Annotated in this window: 17 protein-coding genes; 12 read left to right on the forward strand and 5 right to left on the reverse strand. The window is 62.0% G+C overall.

Annotated elements, in window-relative coordinates; translation table 11 throughout:
- Window positions 1-120 precede the first annotated feature (120 nt).
- From gatA to gatC, 3 genes are read right to left on the reverse strand one after another with little or no spacing between them, the layout of a single operon-like run.
- A complete protein-coding gene (gene gatA, locus F0184_RS13610; protein ID WP_150496757.1) occupies window positions 121-1,596 on the reverse strand; it encodes an Asp-tRNA(Asn)/Glu-tRNA(Gln) amidotransferase subunit GatA in 1,476 nt (491 codons plus the stop codon).
- A 10-nt stretch (window positions 1,597-1,606) separates the two neighbouring features.
- Window positions 1,607-2,083, reverse strand: a complete 477-nt coding sequence (locus F0184_RS13615) for a GNAT family N-acetyltransferase (protein WP_150496758.1) — start codon at window positions 2,081-2,083, stop codon at window positions 1,607-1,609.
- 19 nt (window positions 2,084-2,102) lie between these two features.
- Window positions 2,103-2,390 (reverse strand): Asp-tRNA(Asn)/Glu-tRNA(Gln) amidotransferase subunit GatC, encoded by a 288-nt coding sequence (gene gatC, locus F0184_RS13620; protein ID WP_150496759.1) that lies wholly within the window; start codon window positions 2,388-2,390, stop codon window positions 2,103-2,105.
- 107 nt (window positions 2,391-2,497) lie between these two features.
- Between gatC and F0184_RS13625 the strand changes: the two genes are divergently transcribed.
- Both F0184_RS13625 and F0184_RS13630 read left to right on the forward strand, forming a co-directional pair.
- Window positions 2,498-3,091: a TetR/AcrR family transcriptional regulator gene (locus tag F0184_RS13625; RefSeq protein ID WP_150496760.1), complete on the forward strand. Its 594-nt coding sequence runs from the start codon at window positions 2,498-2,500 to the stop codon at window positions 3,089-3,091.
- A 148-nt stretch (window positions 3,092-3,239) separates the two neighbouring features.
- A complete protein-coding gene (locus F0184_RS13630) occupies window positions 3,240-3,722 on the forward strand; it encodes a YHS domain-containing (seleno)protein (protein ID WP_150496761.1) in 483 nt (160 codons plus the stop codon).
- A gap of 79 nt (window positions 3,723-3,801) precedes the next feature.
- On the opposite strand, the gene F0184_RS13635 is transcribed toward F0184_RS13630, so the two are convergent.
- Window positions 3,802-4,518 (reverse strand): metal-dependent hydrolase, encoded by a 717-nt coding sequence (locus F0184_RS13635; protein ID WP_150496762.1) that lies wholly within the window; start codon window positions 4,516-4,518, stop codon window positions 3,802-3,804.
- A 143-nt stretch (window positions 4,519-4,661) separates the two neighbouring features.
- On the opposite strand from F0184_RS13635, the gene ruvX reads away from it, so the two are divergent.
- The 4 genes from ruvX to F0184_RS13655 all read left to right on the forward strand — a co-directional run bounded on the left by ruvX (window position 4,662) and on the right by F0184_RS13655 (window position 8,523).
- Window positions 4,662-5,171: a Holliday junction resolvase RuvX gene (gene ruvX / locus F0184_RS13640; RefSeq protein WP_150496763.1), complete on the forward strand. Its 510-nt coding sequence runs from the start codon at window positions 4,662-4,664 to the stop codon at window positions 5,169-5,171.
- Between the two features lie 21 nt (window positions 5,172-5,192).
- Window positions 5,193-6,125 (forward strand): AEC family transporter, encoded by a 933-nt coding sequence (locus tag F0184_RS13645; protein WP_150496764.1) that lies wholly within the window; start codon window positions 5,193-5,195, stop codon window positions 6,123-6,125.
- Between the two features lie 127 nt (window positions 6,126-6,252).
- Window positions 6,253-7,209, forward strand: a complete 957-nt coding sequence (locus F0184_RS13650) for an aspartate carbamoyltransferase catalytic subunit (RefSeq protein WP_150496765.1) — start codon at window positions 6,253-6,255, stop codon at window positions 7,207-7,209.
- Window positions 7,210-7,221: 12 nt separating this feature from the next.
- Window positions 7,222-8,523: a dihydroorotase gene (locus F0184_RS13655; RefSeq protein WP_150496766.1), complete on the forward strand. Its 1,302-nt coding sequence runs from the start codon at window positions 7,222-7,224 to the stop codon at window positions 8,521-8,523.
- Between the two features lie 152 nt (window positions 8,524-8,675).
- Here the strand turns inward: F0184_RS13655 and F0184_RS13660 are convergent, their stop codons facing one another.
- Complete coding sequence (locus F0184_RS13660; protein ID WP_172972113.1) at window positions 8,676-9,365, reverse strand: substrate-binding periplasmic protein; 690 nt, start codon at window positions 9,363-9,365, stop codon at window positions 8,676-8,678.
- A gap of 356 nt (window positions 9,366-9,721) precedes the next feature.
- On the opposite strand from F0184_RS13660, the gene plsY reads away from it, so the two are divergent.
- The 6 genes from plsY (at window position 9,722) to F0184_RS13690 (ending at window position 17,943) form a co-directional block, all read left to right on the forward strand.
- On the forward strand, window positions 9,722-10,375 hold the full coding sequence (gene plsY / locus F0184_RS13665; protein WP_150496768.1) for a glycerol-3-phosphate 1-O-acyltransferase PlsY: 654 nt from the start codon (window positions 9,722-9,724) through the stop codon (window positions 10,373-10,375).
- Window positions 10,372-11,508, forward strand: coding sequence for a DNA-processing protein DprA (gene dprA / locus F0184_RS13670; protein WP_150496769.1), 1,137 nt, complete (start codon window positions 10,372-10,374; stop codon window positions 11,506-11,508). The genes plsY and dprA overlap by 4 nt, the downstream gene beginning before the upstream one ends.
- Window positions 11,509-11,682: 174 nt before the next feature.
- The gene (gene topA / locus F0184_RS13675; protein ID WP_150496770.1) at window positions 11,683-14,409 is read left to right on the forward strand and encodes a type I DNA topoisomerase; all 2,727 of its coding nucleotides are present in this window, start codon (window positions 11,683-11,685) and stop codon (window positions 14,407-14,409) included.
- Between the two features lie 2 nt (window positions 14,410-14,411).
- Complete coding sequence (gene rnr, locus F0184_RS13680) at window positions 14,412-16,730, forward strand: ribonuclease R (protein ID WP_244299205.1); 2,319 nt, start codon at window positions 14,412-14,414, stop codon at window positions 16,728-16,730.
- Window positions 16,727-17,200, forward strand: coding sequence for a DUF983 domain-containing protein (locus F0184_RS13685; protein ID WP_150496771.1), 474 nt, complete (start codon window positions 16,727-16,729; stop codon window positions 17,198-17,200). Before rnr ends, F0184_RS13685 begins: the two co-directional genes overlap by 4 nt.
- Window positions 17,197-17,943, forward strand: coding sequence for an NUDIX hydrolase (locus tag F0184_RS13690; RefSeq protein WP_150496772.1), 747 nt, complete (start codon window positions 17,197-17,199; stop codon window positions 17,941-17,943). The genes F0184_RS13685 and F0184_RS13690 overlap by 4 nt, the downstream gene beginning before the upstream one ends.
- The last annotated feature ends 85 nt before the right edge of the window (window positions 17,944-18,028 follow it).

Consider the following 18,028-nt stretch of genomic DNA (forward strand, 5'->3'; position numbering starts at 1 on the left):
ATTCCGGACGCAGCGCCAGACCCGATCCCGGCTCGGGGGCCGGGATGGCGAAAGAACGGGCCGAGGTGCCCACAAGGCGCCGGATCAAGTCCGGGGCTGTGCAACTCGACCCTTTTGGCCTCACCCCCACCACTGCTCCGGTTCAAACCGCCCGGCGGCGTCCTCGATCACCTGGCCGACCTTGAACAGGGTCGCTTCGTCGAAAGGCTTGCCGATCAGCTGAAGGCCGAGCGGAAGGCCTTCGGAATTCAGTCCGGCAGGCACGGAAATACCCGGCAATCCAGCCATGTTCACCGTCACCGTGAAGATGTCATTCAGATACATCTGGACCGGATCGGTAATCTCGCCCGGCGCGAAAGCCGCGTTCGGGGTGGCCGGTGTCAGGATCGCATCGACCCCGTTCGCCCAGGCCAGATCGAAGTCGCGCTTGATCAGCGTGCGCACCTTCTGGGCCTTCAGGTAGTAGGCATCATAATAGCCGGCGGAAAGCACATAGGTGCCGATCAGGATCCGGCGTTTCACTTCCTCTCCGAACCCGGCCGCGCGGGTGTTTTCATACATGTCGACAATATCTTTGCCGGGAACCCGCAGGCCGTACCGGACCCCGTCATAGCGGGCGAGGTTGGACGAGGCCTCGGCCGGGGCCACGATATAGTAGGCCGGAAGGGCGTATTTCGTATGCGGCAGGGAGATTTCGACAATCTCGGCTCCAGCCGTCCGCAACCAGTCGATGCCCTGCTGCCAGAGCGCATTGATCTCGTCGGGCATCCCGTCGACCTGATACTCCCTCGGAATACCGATCTTCAAACCTTTCACCGACTGACCGATGGCCGCCTCGTAATCGGGAACCGCGATATCGACCGAGGTGGTGTCCCTGGCGTCGACGGAGGCCATGGATTTCAGCAGGATCGCGCTGTCGCGCACGGTGTGGGCAATCGGGCCGGCCTGATCGAGCGAGGACGCAAAGGCGACAATGCCCCAGCGCGAGCAGCGGCCGTAGGTGGGTTTGATGCCCACGGTTCCGGTAAAGGCCGCCGGCTGGCGGATGGACCCGCCGGTGTCCGTCGCCGTCGCGCCCATGCAAAGCCGACCAGCCACAGCGGCGGCGGACCCGCCGGACGATCCGCCCGGGACCAGATCGGTATTCGAACCCTTCTTGCGCCAGGGGTTGATGACGTTGCCGTAGTAGGAGGTTTCGTTCGACGAGCCCATGGCGAACTCGTCCATGTTCAGCTTGCCGAGCATCACCGCTCCATCCGCCCACAGGTTCGACGTGACGGTGGATTCATAAGGCGGCTGGAAGCCGTCCAGGATGTGGGAACAGGCCTGCGTGTGAATGCCCTTGGTGGCGAACAGGTCCTTGATGCCGAGCGGGATCCCTTCCAGCGCCCCGCCCTCGCCTTTCGCGAGCTTCTCGTCCGAGGCCTTGGCCATGTCGCGGGCCTTGTCGTCCGTCACCACAACATAGGCGTTCAGCGCGGCGTTGGCCCGTTCGATGTTGGCCAGAAAGGCCTCGGTCAGTTCCAGGGAGGTGAAGGTCTTGCTTTTCAGCCCTTCGCGGGCCTCGGCAATGGTGAGTTTCGTGAGATCGGTCATGAAGTCTCTCTCATGCAGCCGTGAGCTGCTTTGAATAAAAAACGGATTCGGGATGAGGGGGATAATCGAGGACAGGTCCGCAGGGCTCGAAACCGAACTGCTCGTAGAGCTTGCGGGCGGCCGCGTAGTTGTGGCCGGTTTCCAGGACGATCCGCTGGGCGCCTTCCTGCTCCGCAAGCTCGATAATTCTGGAAAGGACCGCCTTCGCCAGACCAAGGCCCTGAAACGCCGGGCAGGTGTACATGCGCTTGACTTCCGCAACACCGCCACCGTGCCGGTAGAGCGCACCACAGGCGGCAACGGCCCCGTCCACCCGCGCCACGAACACGGTCGTCCGGTCATTGGCCATATCTTCCGGGGCAAGGTGGTGGCACGCGTCGGCAGGCGTCAGACTGAGCAAAAGCTCGCTGAGTTCACCGATCATCGCGCGCATGTCCCCGCTGAGCGGGGTTTCAATGCCAATCTCTATGTGTTGTGGCCCGGTCATCAGGCGTGTCCCTGAAAATTTACTCGACGACCTTTGGCACCATGAAAAAATGGTCTTCGGACGCTGGTGCATTCGCGGTGACATCGTCCGCCTTGTCCCCATCGGTCACGCCATCCTGGCGTTTCTTCATGGTTTGCTCGACGACGGATGTCAGCGGCTCGATGCCGTCGATATCCACCTCGTCGAGCTGCTCGACAAAACCCAGGATCTCGTTGAGCTCGCCGGTCATTTTCGCCGCCTGATCATCATTGATCTTGATCCGGGCAAGGCGCGCCACGCGCTTCACCGTATCGGTATCGACAGACATGAAGTCCCTCTTTCATTAGTTTGAGTTGCCTCTTGATCGGCAACACGTCGGCCTTTTTCAAGGCAAAACATGTTCGCGCATTCGCCTGCGTGCGGTATACGGTCCTGATGAGGACCGTAAATCGAAAACCCGGACGCACTCAGGATCCCGCGCTCACGGACCGGCTGCTCACACTTGCCTTGAACAGGATCGCGCACGCGGGCCTTGAGAGGCTGAACCTTGACCGGCTCGCCAGGGAGGCGGGGACCAGCAAGCAGGCGATCTACCGGCGCTACGCGTCCAAATCCGACCTGGGCAGAGCGGCTGTCGAGGCGGCGTTGAATGCGCTGGCAATCCCTGCACCGGACCGGTCCAACGCGGCGCGCGACGTGTTCCGGCTCCTGACCGCCTATCGGCAGACGGTGTTTCTGGCCCCTATTGGCCGGGCCGCCCTTCACCTGTCGCTCGATCCAGCCGGCGGGGCTGCGAAACACAGGATCGACCAGGATCTGGCGTTTCGCCTGCGCCAGATCCTCATCGCGACCCCTTTCGAGCGGCACATGGACACCCGGATCCGCCTTTTCACGTCCAGCCTCTGGCAGGAAACCGTTGACCGGATGACAAAGCCAGCCCAGCCCGGCGCGGATCTCGAGGATGATCTCGACGCAGATCTCGAGGACGTGATCCATCTCGTGCTGGGACTTGGACCCAAACTGGCGTGAAACGGCCAGTCTACAGGCGATCACGATTTCATCGCGGGCTGCTATCGGGCCCGTGAAAAGGCTTGATTGGCGTTTTCTCCGGCGCCAGCGCACCTGTTTGAGCGAAGCGGCGGTCCCTCGCCGCCTCGAGGATCAAGGGAGTTTGTCCATGCAACTGAAATCCGCACTCGGCGCCTTGGCGCTGTCCGCCACATTCTTCACCGCGCCAGCCTTCGCCGATGAGATCACCACCTTCGTGAAAGATGGCGCGGCGATCGGTGGCACCGACCCGGTGGCCTATTTTACCGAAGGCAAGCCGGTCGCCGGCTCCGACGCCCACACCTTTGTCTATGACGACGTGACCTGGAAGTTCTCATCGGCGGAAAACCGGGACGCATTCGCAGCCGATCCGGCGAAATACGCGCCCCAGTATGGCGGCTTTTGCGCCTTCGGCCTGAGCAAGGGCTTCAAGGTGCCGGTGGTGCCAGAGGCCTGGCAGATCGTGGACGGGAAACTCTATCTCAACAACAGCACGGCGGTTCAGGAACGGTTTGAGGCCAACACGGCGGAGCTCATCGACCACGCCAACCTCAACTGGGATATCGTGAAGGAAAAGGCGCCGGAAGAACTCACGGAAGCCATCATCCGCTAGCCCGACCGTTCATCGCTCCCAAGAGCTCCGCCAGGCACTGCGCTGGCGGATCTTTTGCGTGATACGGGCCTTGGCGGTGTCATCCATGTGCCGGACGGAAGGGAACTCCCGGTTCGAGGATCCGGACCTTGGATGACCCCGCCTCCATCGCCGCAACGAAGGCGTCCGGCGTTTGGTCCAGGATCGGAAAGGTTCCGAAGTGACACGGCACGACCGTGTCGAAATCAAAGAACCGCTTGCAGGCCAGCGCCGCGGCCTTGGCCCCCATCGTGAAGCGGTCACCAATCGGAACAATGCCCACTTTTGGCTGGTAAATCTCGTTGATCAGCGCCATATCTCCGAAAATATCCGTGTCGCCCATATGGTAGACCACCGGCTCGTTCGGCGCGTCGATGATCAGCCCATTCGGATTACCGAGATAGACGGCAAGACCGCCTTCCGTCTGGCTGGACGACGAATGCTGCGCCTGCGTCAGGCCAACCTTGAACGGGCCGACATCCACAAAACCGCCGGAACTCATCGGGTTGATGTTCTCCACACCCTTCCCGGCGGCCCACATGCAAATCTCGAAATTCGCCGTCAATTGCGCGCCGGTCTTCTTCGCGATGTCCAAGCTGTCGCCGATGTGATCGTCATGGCCGTGGGTCAGGAGAATGTGGGTCACGCCCTCGGCGACTTGCTCGACGGTCAAGCCATCGGGAAAGACCGGGTTTCCGGTCAAAAACGGATCGATGAGAATGGAAGCGTTTGCGATTTCCATCTTGAAGGCAGAATGGCCGTACCAGGTGAGTTTCATGAAGACGCTCCAATGACCAGAAAAAATCAAAACGAACTATACAAGTCACAGGCCGCAGCTCAACGCGAAAACGGATCCCCCAACGCCCGCCGTCCGTGCGTTTGCCTGTGGCGCCTCGGACCGCGAGCTGGTAAGGCCAGCTCATGACCAAAGATGCCGCTCTGTCCCTTGATGAATTCCTCTCCGCCTTGCCGAAAAGCAGCCGTTTGATCGGGCTGGATCTCGGCACCAAGACAATCGGGCTCGCGCTGTCCGATCTTGGACGCGGCATCGCCACGCCTCTGGACACCATCCGGCGGAAGAAGTTCACCCAGGACGCCGAACAGCTGATCGGGATCTGCAAGACGCATCACGTGGGCGGCCTTGTGATGGGCCTGCCGCTCAATATGGATGGCACGGAAGGACCGCGCGCCCAGGCGACGCGCTCCTTTGTGCGAAATTTGAGCCAGAAAACGGAAATCCCCGTTACCTACTGGGACGAGCGGTTGTCGACCGCGGCCGTGACGCGCACCCTCATCGAGGCTGATTCCAGCCGCGCCAAACGCGCTAGCGTGGTGGACAAAATGGCCGCCGCCTATATCTTGCAAGGGTTCCTCGACCGGCTCGGCCATATGAGCCCGGCTGACCATACCCATTTTGACGACCCTGCCTAAACCGGCGCGCCCGGACCTGAGATGCTGACAACATTCAACGCACTCCTGCCGGTGATCCTGGTGATCGCCTCCGGCCACGTGATCGCACGCACCGGCCTTATCGGTCCCGACCAGTGGCGCGGGATCGAGCGGCTGGCCTACTACCTTCTGTTTCCCGCCGTTCTGTTCCAGATCATCGCCAAGCTCGACTTTGCCACATTGCCTACGGCAGCCCTGTCCGCGACACTGGTTTGCGCGATTCTCACGCTGTCCGTGCTGGTATTGGCCTTCCGTCCGGTGCTGCAACGGGTGTGGGGAATACCCGGTTACCGCTTCACCTCGATCTTTCAGGGCACGGTCCGCTGGAACGCTTTCGTCGCCTTGGCCATCGCGGACAGTCTGCTGGGTGAACAAGGCGTTGCGATCATCGCCGTCGGCATGGCGGTGATGATCCCGCTGCTCAACGTGCTGAGCATTCTGGTCCTGTCACGGTATGCCCATGCCGAACCGCCCACCCTGGCAAAAACGCTGAAGGATCTGGGAACAAACCCATTCATCCTCTCCATTGCCGCCGGGCTGGCGGTGAACGCAGCCGGACTTCCGATCCCCGGTCCCTTGGACGACACGCTCACAATCATCGGCAGCGCGGCGCTGCCGGTCGGCATCATGTGCGTGGGTGCGGGTCTGGATCTGGCGTCCTTACGGCGGCCTGGGCCAGCGCTGACCAGCGGAACCTTTATCAGACTGCTGGTGATGCCGCTCGTCGGAGCCTTCTACGCCTCGGTCTTCGGCATAACGGGACCGGCGCTGACCGCCGTGATCATCTCCCTTGCCGTTCCGGCCGCCAGCAACTCCTACCTCATGGCCAAGCTCATGGGGGGAGATGCCAAGCTGATGGCGGAAATCCTGACCCTCCAAACCCTGGTCGCAGTCGGCACCATTCCGCTCATGGTCTATTTCCTGGGCGGCGGCTAGCGCATCGGGCGTTTTGTTTGAAACGCCCGCTGATTCAGGCCGGCCCGTGCCCGGACCGGTGGACATCGGGCACAAGACAAATCCCAACTTGTGCCGCCGCCCGACTCCACCTATAGCCATGGCTTTGATGAGAGAGACCGCTTCTTCCCCCCTGCCTTCGTTCCCTCACCGGCATTTGCTGGGTATTGAGGGATTGCAACCCCATGAAATCCTCGGCCTTCTCGACCGGGCGGACGAAGCGGTGGAGATAAGCCGCCAGGTCAACAAGAAGAAATCCGTCCTGAGCGGACGCACCCAGATCAATCTTTTTTTCGAAGCCTCCACCCGAACGCAATCGTCCTTTGAGATCGCCGGCAAGCGCCTGGGCGCCGATGTGATGAACATGTCCGTGTCGACGTCCTCGGTGAAAAAGGGCGAAACGCTGATCGATACAGCCGCCACGCTCAATGCCATGCATCCGGACCTGCTTGTGGTCCGCCATCACGCGGCCGGCGCGGTGCATCTTCTGGCGCGCAAGGTCTCCTGTTCGGTGGTCAATGCAGGCGACGGCCCCCATGAACACCCCACCCAAGCCTTGCTCGACGCGCTCACGATCCGCCGGCACAAGGGCAAGATCGCCCGCTTGACGGTGGCGATCTGCGGGGACATCGCCCATTCACGGGTCGCCCGCTCCAACATCATTTTGCTGAATGCGCTTGGCGCCCGGGTGCGCGTGGTCGCGCCCTCCACGCTGTTGCCCAGCGGCATTCATCAGATGGGCGTCGAAGTGTTTCACGACATGCGCGAGGGCCTGAAAGGCGCGGATATCGTGATGATGCTCCGCATCCAGCGCGAGCGCATGAACGGGGCCTTCATTCCGTCCGTTCGTGAATACTACCGCTACTACGGGCTCGACGCGGAAAAGCTGTCCTATGCCAACGACGATGCGCTCGTCATGCATCCCGGTCCTATGAACCGGGGCGTGGAGATCGACCCGGCGGTTGCCGATGGCCCGCAAAGCCTCATCCGCGAGCAGGTGGAAATGGGTGTCGCCGTGCGGATGGCCGTATTGGAAGCCCTCGCCGAACACCTGCCCAACAAGTAAAAGGATCCGGCCGTGGCTGTTGATGCTCCCAAACCCCTGGTTTTGTCCAACGCAAGGGTGATCGATCCCGCACGCGGGCTGGATGCGCCGGGCTCGGTGATCATCGCCGACGGCACCATCCTGGCCGCCGGTCCGGAAGCCGCCAACCAGGGGTTTCCCTATGGTGCGGATGTGGTGGATTGCGCCGGAGCCATCGCGGCGCCGGGTTTGGTCGACATGTGCGTCTCCGTCGGCGAACCGGGCGCCGAGCACCGCGAAACGCTCGCCAGCGCCAGCGAGGCGGCGGCGGCCGGCGGGGTCACCACCATTTGCACCATGCCCGAAACCGATCCGGTCATCGACGATCCGGCCCTGGTCGACTTCATCCTGCGCCGCGCCCGCGATACGGCCAGCGTCAACGTCCATCCGCTGGCCGCGCTGACCAAGGGGCTGAAAGGCGAGGAAATGACAGAAATCGGCCTGCTGCAGGAAGCGGGCGCGGTCGCCTTCACCAACGGACACAGTTCGGTGCGCAATGCGCAGATCATGCGCCGCATGCTCACCTATGCGCGGGATTTCGATGCGCTGGTGATCCACCACACGGAAGACCCGGATCTGGCGGGCGGGGTGATGAACGCCGGCCTCAATGCGACGTGGAAAGGCCTGTCCGGCGTCCCGCGCGAAGCGGAGATCATCATGATCGAACGGGACCTGCGCCTGGTCGGCATGTCCAGGGGCAAGTACCACGCGAACCTGATTTCCACGCTGGACAGCGCGGACGCGATCCGGATCGGCAAGACACGGGGACTGGACATCACGGCCGGGGTCTCGATCAATCACCTGACCCAGAACGAAAACGACATCGGTCCCTACCGGACCTTCTTCAAGATGTCGCCGCCCTTGCGCAGCGAGGACGACCGGCAGGCCATGATCGCCGCCGTGGCCGATGGAACCATCGATATCATTGTCTCAAACCATGACCCGCAGGACGTGGAAACCAAACGCCACCCCTGGGCGGAAGCCGAGGACGGCGCGATCGGGCTGGAGACCCTGCTTGCGGCCGCGCTCCGGCTCTATCACTCCGAGCAGGTGGATCTGTTGACGCTGCTTGCCGCCATGACCTACCGGCCTGCCGACCGTCTCGGCATCGATGCGGGGCGCCTCGCTGCCGGCGCTCCGGCCGATGTTGTCGTGTTCGATCCGGACCGGCCCTGGGTTCTGGAGAAGTCGGCCATCAAGTCCCGGTCCAAAAATTCGCCTTTCGAGGATGCCCGCTTTTCCGGCCGCGTACTCCGCACCGTGGTCGCGGGCAGGACGGTCTATCTGCACGGGTGACCTGTGCGATCAGAGGGACCGCGCGCAGGGGCCGAAAATGCGCTCACCTCGTCTGATCTGTGGGCTGCTCCCCAAGTCCTGACGCGATCCGGAAGAAGCTCAAGCCCGGGATCATCGCACCCAGCGGTCTTCGGCCGGGGGACACCGCCGCTTCAGTTCGGGCCCATTCCGGTAGCCGCGCCGGCACCGGTACCGGCGGACACATGAGACAAGGCCGCATTGAACGCGTCCCGTGCCGCGCGGCCTTCGGCACTGTTTTGAAAACAGACATGCAAATTCTGGGTGACAAGAAGCCTCGGATGGAACTCCAAATCACCGGAAACCGCCGCGATGGCGGGGTCTCGTTCAGCCAGATAGGCAAACACATTCGTGTCGATCACACCGGCCTGAACCCGCCGGCCCGCGACCATCTTGATGGTTTGAACATCGTTTTCGGACAGTTCCACATAGATCTCGCCGGCGGAAATCATGTCATCGAGCCGGGCTTCATTTTGATAGCCGCGAACGACGCTGATCACATAGGCTCGAAGATCGGCATGGGAGCGGAACGTGATCGGATCGTCCTTCCGCTGCAGCAGCCCGACCGGACTTGTGCCGAACGGATCGGAGTAGATGCATCTCTTACCCCCGGCTTCCGCATCCTCGCCAACCGCGTAGTATTCCGGGTAAAGGCCGGTCCACTCGGGTGAACTGGCCGCCAGCAGAAGCGCGCGGTTCCACGGAAAGACCTGGGTATGGATCTCAAGACCCGCACGTTGAAAAACGGATGTCACCATCTCCGTACTAGGGCCCGAGCCATCCGCAATGACGTAGGGCGGCCATTCAAGCGTGGTCAGTCGCACTTGACGCGCAATAGCATTCCCCTGATCAAACGAGGACAGGATAATCGCCAACAATAACACTGCTATTTGTTTGACCATTCGTTCACGCGGCCGATGGTAACACTCGGAACGACGATGGCGATCCTAGCATAATGTTTTATGACGACTGGCCATAAACTTTAGTGCCGTGTTTCAAAAAGCCGCAAGCCAGACTTGACGAGCCTTGATCCGGCCAATCCACACGCTTGTTGCTCCGTCCGCCCGATCGGACCACCGGACCTGGAAATCGGCCTTTATGCCGTCGCCGGGACATGGCATGACGGGTCCGTGAAGATGGAGCTGCGGCGTACCGCAAGCGGCTGGAGACTGAAAACGAAATGCCTGATCCGATCAGTTGGGAATTCGCCTGGCCCTATTATCTGGCCGCCCTCGCCTTCGGCTATTTGCTCGGATCGATCCCCTTTGGGCTGATTCTCACCCGGGCGGCAGGTCATGGAGACATCCGCAAGATCGGTTCAGGCAATATCGGCACGACCAATGTTCTGCGAACCGGCAGCAAGAAACTGGCGGCGGCAACCCTTTTGGGCGATGCCCTGAAAGGCACGGCGGCCGTTCTGGTAGCGGGCCATTTCTACGGCGCGGAAATGGCGCTGATTGCTGGTCTAGGCGCGTTCCTGGGACACCTGTTTCCCGTCTGGCTCAAGTTCAGGGGCGGCAAGGGCGTTGCCACCTATATCGGCATCCTGCTCGGGCTCTATTGGCCGATGGCATTGATCTTCTGCGCGATCTGGATCGGGATGGCCCTGGCCTTCCGCTACTCGTCGCTGTCGGCGCTGACCGCCAGCCTGGTCACCCCGGCCGCGCTTTATTTCGGCTTTGGCCACATCCAGACGGGGGAGATGTTTGTGTTGCTCAGCCTCTTGCTCTGGATCAAGCATCACGAGAATATCAGGCGGTTGGTTCGAGGTCAGGAGAGCAAGATCGGACAAAAATCAAAGGCGCCACCCGCCCCTGAGAGCGGGAGCACTTGACCGGCGCGCATCAGAATAAAAACCTCTGCCTCTCCGAGGCCCAGCGCCTCGCCTGGCTCCGGCTAATACGCTCGGAAAATGTCGGGCCGCATACTTTTCGCGATCTTCTGAACCACTTCGGTTCAGCCGAAACGGCCCTGGCCGCCCTCCCCGACCTGTCGCGAAAGGGCGGCAAACGCGGATTGCGCGTCTGTTCGCAAAGCGATGCCGAAGCCGAGCTTGAGGCTCACATGAAGCTCGGCGCGGCTGTGGTGGCATTGGGGGAGGCGGGCTATCCGCCTCATCTGCGCCATCTGGACGGTCCCCCGCCCCTGTTGTCGGTCCTCGGCGGTCAAGCGCTCACAACGCCGAAAATGATCGCGATGGTCGGTGGACGAAATGCATCCCTGTCCGGCCGGAAACTGGCCACCACCTTCGCACGGGAGCTGGGCGAGAACGGCTTTGTCATTTCTTCGGGGCTGGCCCGCGGCATTGACGCGGCCGCCCATGAAGCCGCCCTGCCCACCGGCACCGTTGCCGTCTTCGCCGGCGGGATCGATGTTCTCTATCCGCCCGAACACGACCGGCTGCTGGCGGCGATCCTGCAAAGCGGTGGCAATGCCATCAGCGAGATGCCGATTGGATGGAAACCGCGCGGGCGGGATTTTCCGCGCCGTAACCGCCTCATTTCGGGGATCGCGCTTGGCGTCGTGGTGATCGAGGCAGCCCGCAAGTCCGGATCTTTGCACACCGCCCGCTTCGCGCTCGAACAAAACCGAGAGATTTTCGCCGTTCCCGGCTCGCCGCTCGATCCGCGCTCGGAAGGCGCCAATCATCTCATCCGGCAAGGCGCGATGCTTGTCACCGGGACGCGGGACATTCTGGAAGCGATGGCAGGGCGGATCGAGCCGGAGCTGCCGTTCTCGGCCGATATGGAGGACACCGGCGACGACCTGTTCGGCGGGGTGCCGGAACCCGATGACAAACTGCGGCAAACGATCGTCTGCGCGCTTGGGTCCACACCGGTGGAGATCGATGAATTGATCCGGTTTGCCCGGGCTCCGGTCCGCCAGGTTCACATTATTTTGCTGGAACTGGAAATCGCGGGGCGTCTGGAGCGCCACCGTGGAAACATGGTCTCCCTATTGTTTTGAGGGGAGAAAAGCGCCTTTCCGCGCCTTGAAGGGGCACCCGGACAAGGGACCGCTTGACCCTGCGGCGGCAAAGGTCCATTTGACAGGCGGCCTTCGATACCGGATCGTCTGCCGTCTTAACCGCACCATTCACCCCGCAGGCTCACTCGCCGCGGCCATTATTTTTGGGTCATAATGAACGTCGTCATAGTCGAGTCGCCCGCCAAAGCGAAGACGATCAACAAGTATCTCGGGGCCGATTATCAGGTGCTCGCCTCCTATGGGCATGTGCGTGATCTTCCGCCCAAGGACGGGTCGGTCAAGCCGGACGAAGACTTCGCCATGACCTGGGAGGTGGATGCCAAATCCCAAAAACGGCTGTCGGACATCGCCAAGGCTGTGAAGGATGCGGACCGCCTGATTCTGGCGACCGACCCTGATCGCGAGGGCGAAGCGATATCCTGGCATGTTCTGGAAGTGCTGCAGAAGAAGCGGGTCCTGAAGGACACGCAGGTCGAACGCGTGGTGTTCAACGCCATCACCAAACAGGCCATTCTCGAGGCGATGAAGCATCCGCGCCAGATCGACACGCCCCTGGTCGATGCCTATCTCGCTCGCCGCGCGCTGGACTATCTGGTCGGCTTTACACTGTCCCCGGTCCTGTGGCGCAAGCTGCCGGGCGCGCGCTCGGCAGGGCGGGTGCAATCCGTGGCGCTTCGGCTGATCTGCGACCGGGAACTGGAAATCGAGGTCTTCAAGCCCCAGGAATACTGGTCAATCCTGGCGAACCTGAAAACACCGGCAGGCGATGCCTTCCAGGCCGGACTGACGGTTTTTGACGGCAAGAAGATCGGCCGCCACGACATCACGAATGGCGAAGACGCGGGCCGCATTAAAACGATGCTGCTGGCGAGCACCTACACGGTCGACAGCGTCACCTCCAAGCCCGCCAAACGCAATCCCGCGGCGCCCTTCACCACATCGACACTGCAACAGGAAGCCTCGCGCAAACTCGGATTTTCCGCCTCCCGGACGATGCAGGTCGCGCAAAAGCTCTATGAAGGGGCGGCGATAGGCGGAGAAACCACAGGTTTGATCACCTACATGCGGACCGACGGCGTTCAGATCGCCCAAGAGGCGATTGAGTCGGCGCGAAAGGTGATCGGTCAGGATTTTGGCGACAAGTACGTCCCGGAGAAACCGCGCTTTTATTCCTCGAAGGCAAAGAACGCCCAGGAAGCACACGAGGCGGTGCGCCCCACCGATCTGGCGAGGCGCCCGAAGGACGTCGCCAGGTTTCTCGATCCCGATCAGGCCAGGCTCTATGAGTTGATCTGGAAACGGACCATGGCGAGCCAGATGGAATCGGCCGTTTTGGAACGCACCACCATCGAGATCGTGGCGAAGGGCCAAGGCCAGACCGCCCAATTGCGCGCATCCGGTTCCGTGGTGCGCTTCGATGGCTTCCTCGCCCTTTACCAGGAAAGCCGGGACGACGAGGACGACGAGAATTCCAGACGCCTGCCCGCCGTCGACGGCGGCGCCGCGCTGACGCTCGGATCGGTGGACGGCACGTCGGAGACAATCGAAGCCAACCAGCATTTCACCACGCCGCCGCCGCGCTACACCGAAGCCAGCCTTGTGAAGAAGATGGAAGAACTCGGTATCGGCCGTCCTTCCACCTATGCCTCGACGCTGCAGACCCTGCGCGACCGGGATTATGTGGAACTGGAAAAGAAGCAGCTCGTTCCCCAGGACAAGGGCCGCATTGTCACCGCCTTTCTGGAAAGCTTCTTCAACCGCTATGTGGAGTTCGATTTCACGGCGAGCCTGGAAGAACAGCTCGACAAGATTTCCGCCGGTGAACTGTCCTGGCTCGATGTCCTGCGCGCGTTCTGGCAGGACTTTTCCGCAACTGTGGACGAGACCAAAGACCTGCGCGTCGCCCAGGTGATCGACACTTTGAACGAGTTGCTCGGACCGCACATCTTTCCCGCCAAGGAAGATGGGACCAATCCGCGCGCCTGCCCGTCCTGCGCCAATGGTCAGTTGTCCCTGAAAGTCAGCCGGTTTGGAGCCTTCATCGGCTGCTCGAATTACCCTGAATGCAATTACACCCGCCAGCTTGCCAAGAGCGGCGATGGTGATGGCGCTGCCGACGATGGGCCGAAGGTTCTGGGACAGGACCCGGAAACCGGCCTGGATGTCTCGCTCAGGACCGGCCGGTTCGGGCCCTATGTGCAGCTTGGCGAGGAAGCCAAGCCCAAGCGATCGTCCCTGCCGAAAGGCTGGTCGGCCGCCGACATGGATCTGGACAAGGCTCTGCAGTTGCTTTCTCTGCCGCGCGAAGTGGGGCCGCACCCGGAAGACGGAAAGATGATTTCGGCCGGCATCGGCCGCTACGGACCGTTCGTTCTGCATGACGGGACCTATGCCAATCTCTCCTCCCCAGACGAGGTGTTCTCCGTTGGGATCAACCGGGCTGTCGATGCTCTAGCGGAGAAACGCGCCAAGGGTGGACGCGGCGCCACCGCAACGCCGTTGAAGGAGCTTGGGGAGCATCCGGAAGGCAGCGGGCCAGTCAACGTCTATGACGGCCGCTACGGCCCCTATATCAAACACGGCAAGATCAACGCCACTTTGCCCAAGGATACCGATCCGCAGGCGGTGACGCTGGAGCAGGCCGTGCTGTTGATTGCCGAAAAGGCAGCCAAGTCGGGCACCAAGAAACCGGCTGCGAAGAAGACAGCCGCCAAGAAACCGGCCGCCAAAAAGACCGCGGCGAAGAAGGCCGACGGGGCAGCGAAAAAGACCACCACCAGAAAGACGGCAGCAAAGAAGACGACGGCGACCAAAACGACGTCCAAGACGACCGTCGGGAGTGCCGCGTCCGATGAGGTGCCCTGGGACGATGCATCTTGAGTGTGAACAGGACCACGCGGCGCAAGCACTCCAACCGGGCGCACGCCAAGATCCCCGGCGAGTTGCCGTCCAAAGAGGACATTCTCGCCTTTGTTGCCGATAACCCCGGCAAGGCGGGCAAACGCGAAATCGCCCGCCATTTCGGTATCGTCGGTGGAGCGCGCATCCATCTGAAAAAGATGCTGAAGGATCTGGCCGAGGAAGGCCTGGTCGAGAAACGCTCCAAACGGATGATCCGGCCCGGCGACCTGCCCCCGGTCTTTGTCGTCAATCTCATTGCCCGCGATGAAGACGGGGAGCTTTTGGGCGAACCGGTGGACTGGCACGATGAGGAGAACGGTGCGCCGCCGCGCATCCTGATCCTGACCGGCAAGACCAAGGCGACCCAGCCCGGCATGGGCGACCGGGCCCTGATCCGCCTGACCGAGACGTCCGAGACCGGACCCGAGGCCAAATACGCGGCCAGGGTGATCAAGATCCTTGAAAAGAAACAGGGCGCACTCCTCGGCATTTTGAGAAAGCGGGACGGGAACCGTCCGCCCTATCTTGAGCCGATTGACCGCAAACAGCGCGAACTCGACGTTGATCCCCAGGACATGAAAGAGGCCGAGGACGGCGACCTGGTGAGCGTTCAAGTCACCCGTTCAGGCCGCTACGGCCATCCGCGCGCGCAGATCGTGGAACGCTTCGGCTCGATCATGAGCGAAAAGGCGGTTTCGGAAATCGCCTTGCACCAGCACGGCATCCCGCATGTCTTTCCCGCCGCCGTGGAGGCTGAGGCGGAAAGCGCAAAACGGATTGAAAGTCTGGGCAAGCGGGAGGACTGGCGGGACATTCCGCTTCTCACCATCGATCCCCCGGACGCCAAAGACCATGACGATGCGGTCTATGCCGAGCCGGATGACGATCCGCAAAACGAAGGCGGGTTCATTGCCTACGTGGCGATTGCGGACGTGGCCCATTATGTCCAGCCGGGCTCGGCGCTCGACCGCGAGGCGCTTTTGCGCGGCAATTCGGTGTATTTCCCCGACCGGGTCATTCCGATGCTGCCGGAGCGGATTTCGAACGACCTGTGCTCGCTGCGCGAAAAGGAAGACCGCCCGGCCCTCGCCGTGCGGATGGTCTTTGCGGCCAATGGCCGCAAACTCTCCCACACCTTTCACAGGGTGATGATGCGCTCGGGCGCCAAGCTGTCCTACATTCAGGCGCAAAAGGCCATCGAAGGCATCACCGACGATAAGACCGAGACCCTGGTTGAGGGCGTGTTGAAGCCGCTTTGGGCCGCGTATGAGTGCCTGAAAAAAGGCCGGGATGCGCGCGAGCCTCTGGAACTCGATCTGCCCGAACGCAAGATCAAGCTGAAGGCGGACGGCACTGTCGACCACGTCTATGTGCCGGAGCGCCTCGACGCGCACAAGCTGATCGAGGAATTCATGATCCAGGCGAACGTGTGCGCGGCCGAAACCCTGGAACAGAAAAAGACCGCCCTGCTCTACCGCATCCACGATGCCTCGACCCCGGAAAAGCTCCAGTCGCTCAAAGACTTTCTGTCCACGCTGAACATCAAGCTGCCGTCCACCGGCGGGCTGAGGCCCTCTGTCTTCAACGCCATCTTGAAGAAGGTGGCGGATACGCCGGAAGCCAATCTGGTGAATGAGGTCGTGCTCCGCAGCCAGGCCCAGGCGGAGTACAATCCGCACAATATCGGTCATTTCGGCCTCAACCTGCGCCGCTACGCGCATTTCACCTCGCCGATCCGGCGCTATGCCGACCTCATCGTCCACCGGGGTCTGATCAAGGCCCTGGGGCTGGGCAAGGACGGTCTGCCCGATGGCGTCGAAGCCAAGCTCGAAGCGATCGGGGCCGACATCTCGATGGCCGAACGCCGCGCGATGCTGGCCGAGCGGGACACCATCGACCGCCTGATCGCCCTTTGGATGGCGGATCAGGTGGGCGCAAGCTTCAAGGGCCGGATCGCCGGTGTCGTGAAGTCGGGCATGTTCATCCGGCTCGACGACAGCGGCGCGGACGGGTTTATTCCGGCCAGCACCATCGGGCTCGATTACTACCGCTATGACGAAGGGTCGCATGCCCTCGTGGGTGACAAGACGGGTGAAACCTACCAACTTGGCGATCGGGTTGATGTTCGGCTCGTCGAAGCGGCGCCCTTTGCTGGCGCCTTGCGGTTCGAACTGGTCAGCCCCGGCCGCAAGACGGGAAAGACCCCAAGTCGGCCCAGCGGGCGCAAGGGGCCGGAACGCAAGCCCACCCGGCGCGCCAAACGCGAAGGCAACACCAGCCGCGGGAAGCGACCACGATGAACGTCCAGTACAAGACCGTATTGCCCGACGCGCAACCGGACAGCAGCGCCGGGGACACCAAGCCTGCGCGGCCTGTCCGTCGCAGCATTTTCCGCGGCATGGCGGGCAAGTGTCCCGCCTGCGGCCAAGGCAAGCTGTTTGACGGATTTCTGGCCACACGCCATGCCTGTGAGGCATGCGGCGAAGCGTTCCATCACCACCGGGCCGATGACGCTCCGCCCTATTTCACGATCACGATCGTCGGCCACATCATCATTCCGGCCCTGCTTGCGGTCGAAGTCTTGTGGCGTCCAGCCTTGTGGATCCACATGACGATCTGGATCCCGCTCACCATCCTATTGGCCTTTGCCTTCATGCGGCCGGTGAAGGGCGCGCTGGTGGCGCTCCAGTGGGCCCTTTACATGCATGGCTTCGATCCCGATGCTGGGGAGGACCTGCCAGAACCGGATCCTGCCGCGAGTATCAAATGACAACTGGATTGGCCGGGCAGTTTGCCCGCGACGAAAAAGCCGGAAACTATCCTTACATTCGTCCCAAGGACGCCGGCACGCTGCTGATTCTCGACCAGGCGGCAGGCGCCCCTGTGCGCGTGCTGATGGGCCGGCGGCACATGAAGCACGCGTTCATGCCCGGTAAATTCGTTTTTCCCGGTGGCCGGGTCGACGCCAGCGATTCCCGGATCAAGGGCGTGCGGCCCTACCATCCGGTCGTTGAACACAAACTGGCAAAAGACCTCAAGTCGCCGAAATCGGCGGCGCGCATTCGTGCGTTTGCCCTTGCTGCCATTCGCGAAACCTACGAGGAAGCCGGTGTCTTCCTGGGACAGCGCGGCGGCCAAACCCCGTTGACCCTTGGCAGCGGGTTCGAAGCCTTTGCCGAACGGCACATCCTGCCCGACCTGGAGCCGCTGCGCTTTGTCGGCAGGGCAATCACCCCGCCCAAACGGCCGCGCCGGTTCGATGCCCGGTTTTTCGCCGTGTTCGCGGACGCAATCGCCGACCAGTTGCCGGACGGACGGGGGCCCTCGGGCGAATTGGAAGACTGCGCGTGGCTCACGCTGGAGGAAGCGCGCGGCAAAGACATCCCCCTGATCACCAAAACCATATTGAAGGACCTGGAAGACCGGCTCGCCGCGGATCCATCCCTCTCGCCAGACACCCCTGTGCCTTTCTACTATTTTCGCAAGGACGACTTCCGCCGGGACCTTCTGTAACCGGCCATGCGGCGGCGGCCCGGTGCTGCCGGACCTCGAACGCAAAAAATGCGGAGCACACAGCCGCTGCTGCATGGCGGCTTCA

This window comes from Roseibium aquae (assembly GCF_008711285.1).
GTDB lineage: Bacteria > Pseudomonadota > Alphaproteobacteria > Rhizobiales > Stappiaceae > Roseibium > Roseibium aquae.

What these genes read in the sequence shown, in the direction of transcription:
- gatA (WP_150496757.1), bottom strand. Translation starts at nt 1,596, where the DNA reads ATGACCGATCTCACGAAACTCACCATTGCCGAGGCCCGCGAAGGGCTG.
- F0184_RS13615 (WP_150496758.1), bottom strand. Translation starts at nt 2,083, where the DNA reads ATGACCGGGCCACAACACATAGAGATTGGCATTGAAACCCCGCTCAGC.
- gatC (WP_150496759.1), bottom strand. Translation starts at nt 2,390, where the DNA reads ATGTCTGTCGATACCGATACGGTGAAGCGCGTGGCGCGCCTTGCCCGG.
- F0184_RS13625 (WP_150496760.1), top strand. Translation starts at nt 2,498, where the DNA reads ATGAGGACCGTAAATCGAAAACCCGGACGCACTCAGGATCCCGCGCTC.
- F0184_RS13630 (WP_150496761.1), top strand. Translation starts at nt 3,240, where the DNA reads ATGCAACTGAAATCCGCACTCGGCGCCTTGGCGCTGTCCGCCACATTC.
- F0184_RS13635 (WP_150496762.1), bottom strand. Translation starts at nt 4,518, where the DNA reads ATGAAACTCACCTGGTACGGCCATTCTGCCTTCAAGATGGAAATCGCA.
- ruvX (WP_150496763.1), top strand. Translation starts at nt 4,662, where the DNA reads ATGACCAAAGATGCCGCTCTGTCCCTTGATGAATTCCTCTCCGCCTTG.
- F0184_RS13645 (WP_150496764.1), top strand. Translation starts at nt 5,193, where the DNA reads ATGCTGACAACATTCAACGCACTCCTGCCGGTGATCCTGGTGATCGCC.
- F0184_RS13650 (WP_150496765.1), top strand. Translation starts at nt 6,253, where the DNA reads ATGAGAGAGACCGCTTCTTCCCCCCTGCCTTCGTTCCCTCACCGGCAT.
- plsY (WP_150496768.1), top strand. Translation starts at nt 9,722, where the DNA reads ATGCCTGATCCGATCAGTTGGGAATTCGCCTGGCCCTATTATCTGGCC.
- topA (WP_150496770.1), top strand. Translation starts at nt 11,683, where the DNA reads ATGAACGTCGTCATAGTCGAGTCGCCCGCCAAAGCGAAGACGATCAAC.
- F0184_RS13685 (WP_150496771.1), top strand. Translation starts at nt 16,727, where the DNA reads ATGAACGTCCAGTACAAGACCGTATTGCCCGACGCGCAACCGGACAGC.
- F0184_RS13690 (WP_150496772.1), top strand. Translation starts at nt 17,197, where the DNA reads ATGACAACTGGATTGGCCGGGCAGTTTGCCCGCGACGAAAAAGCCGGA.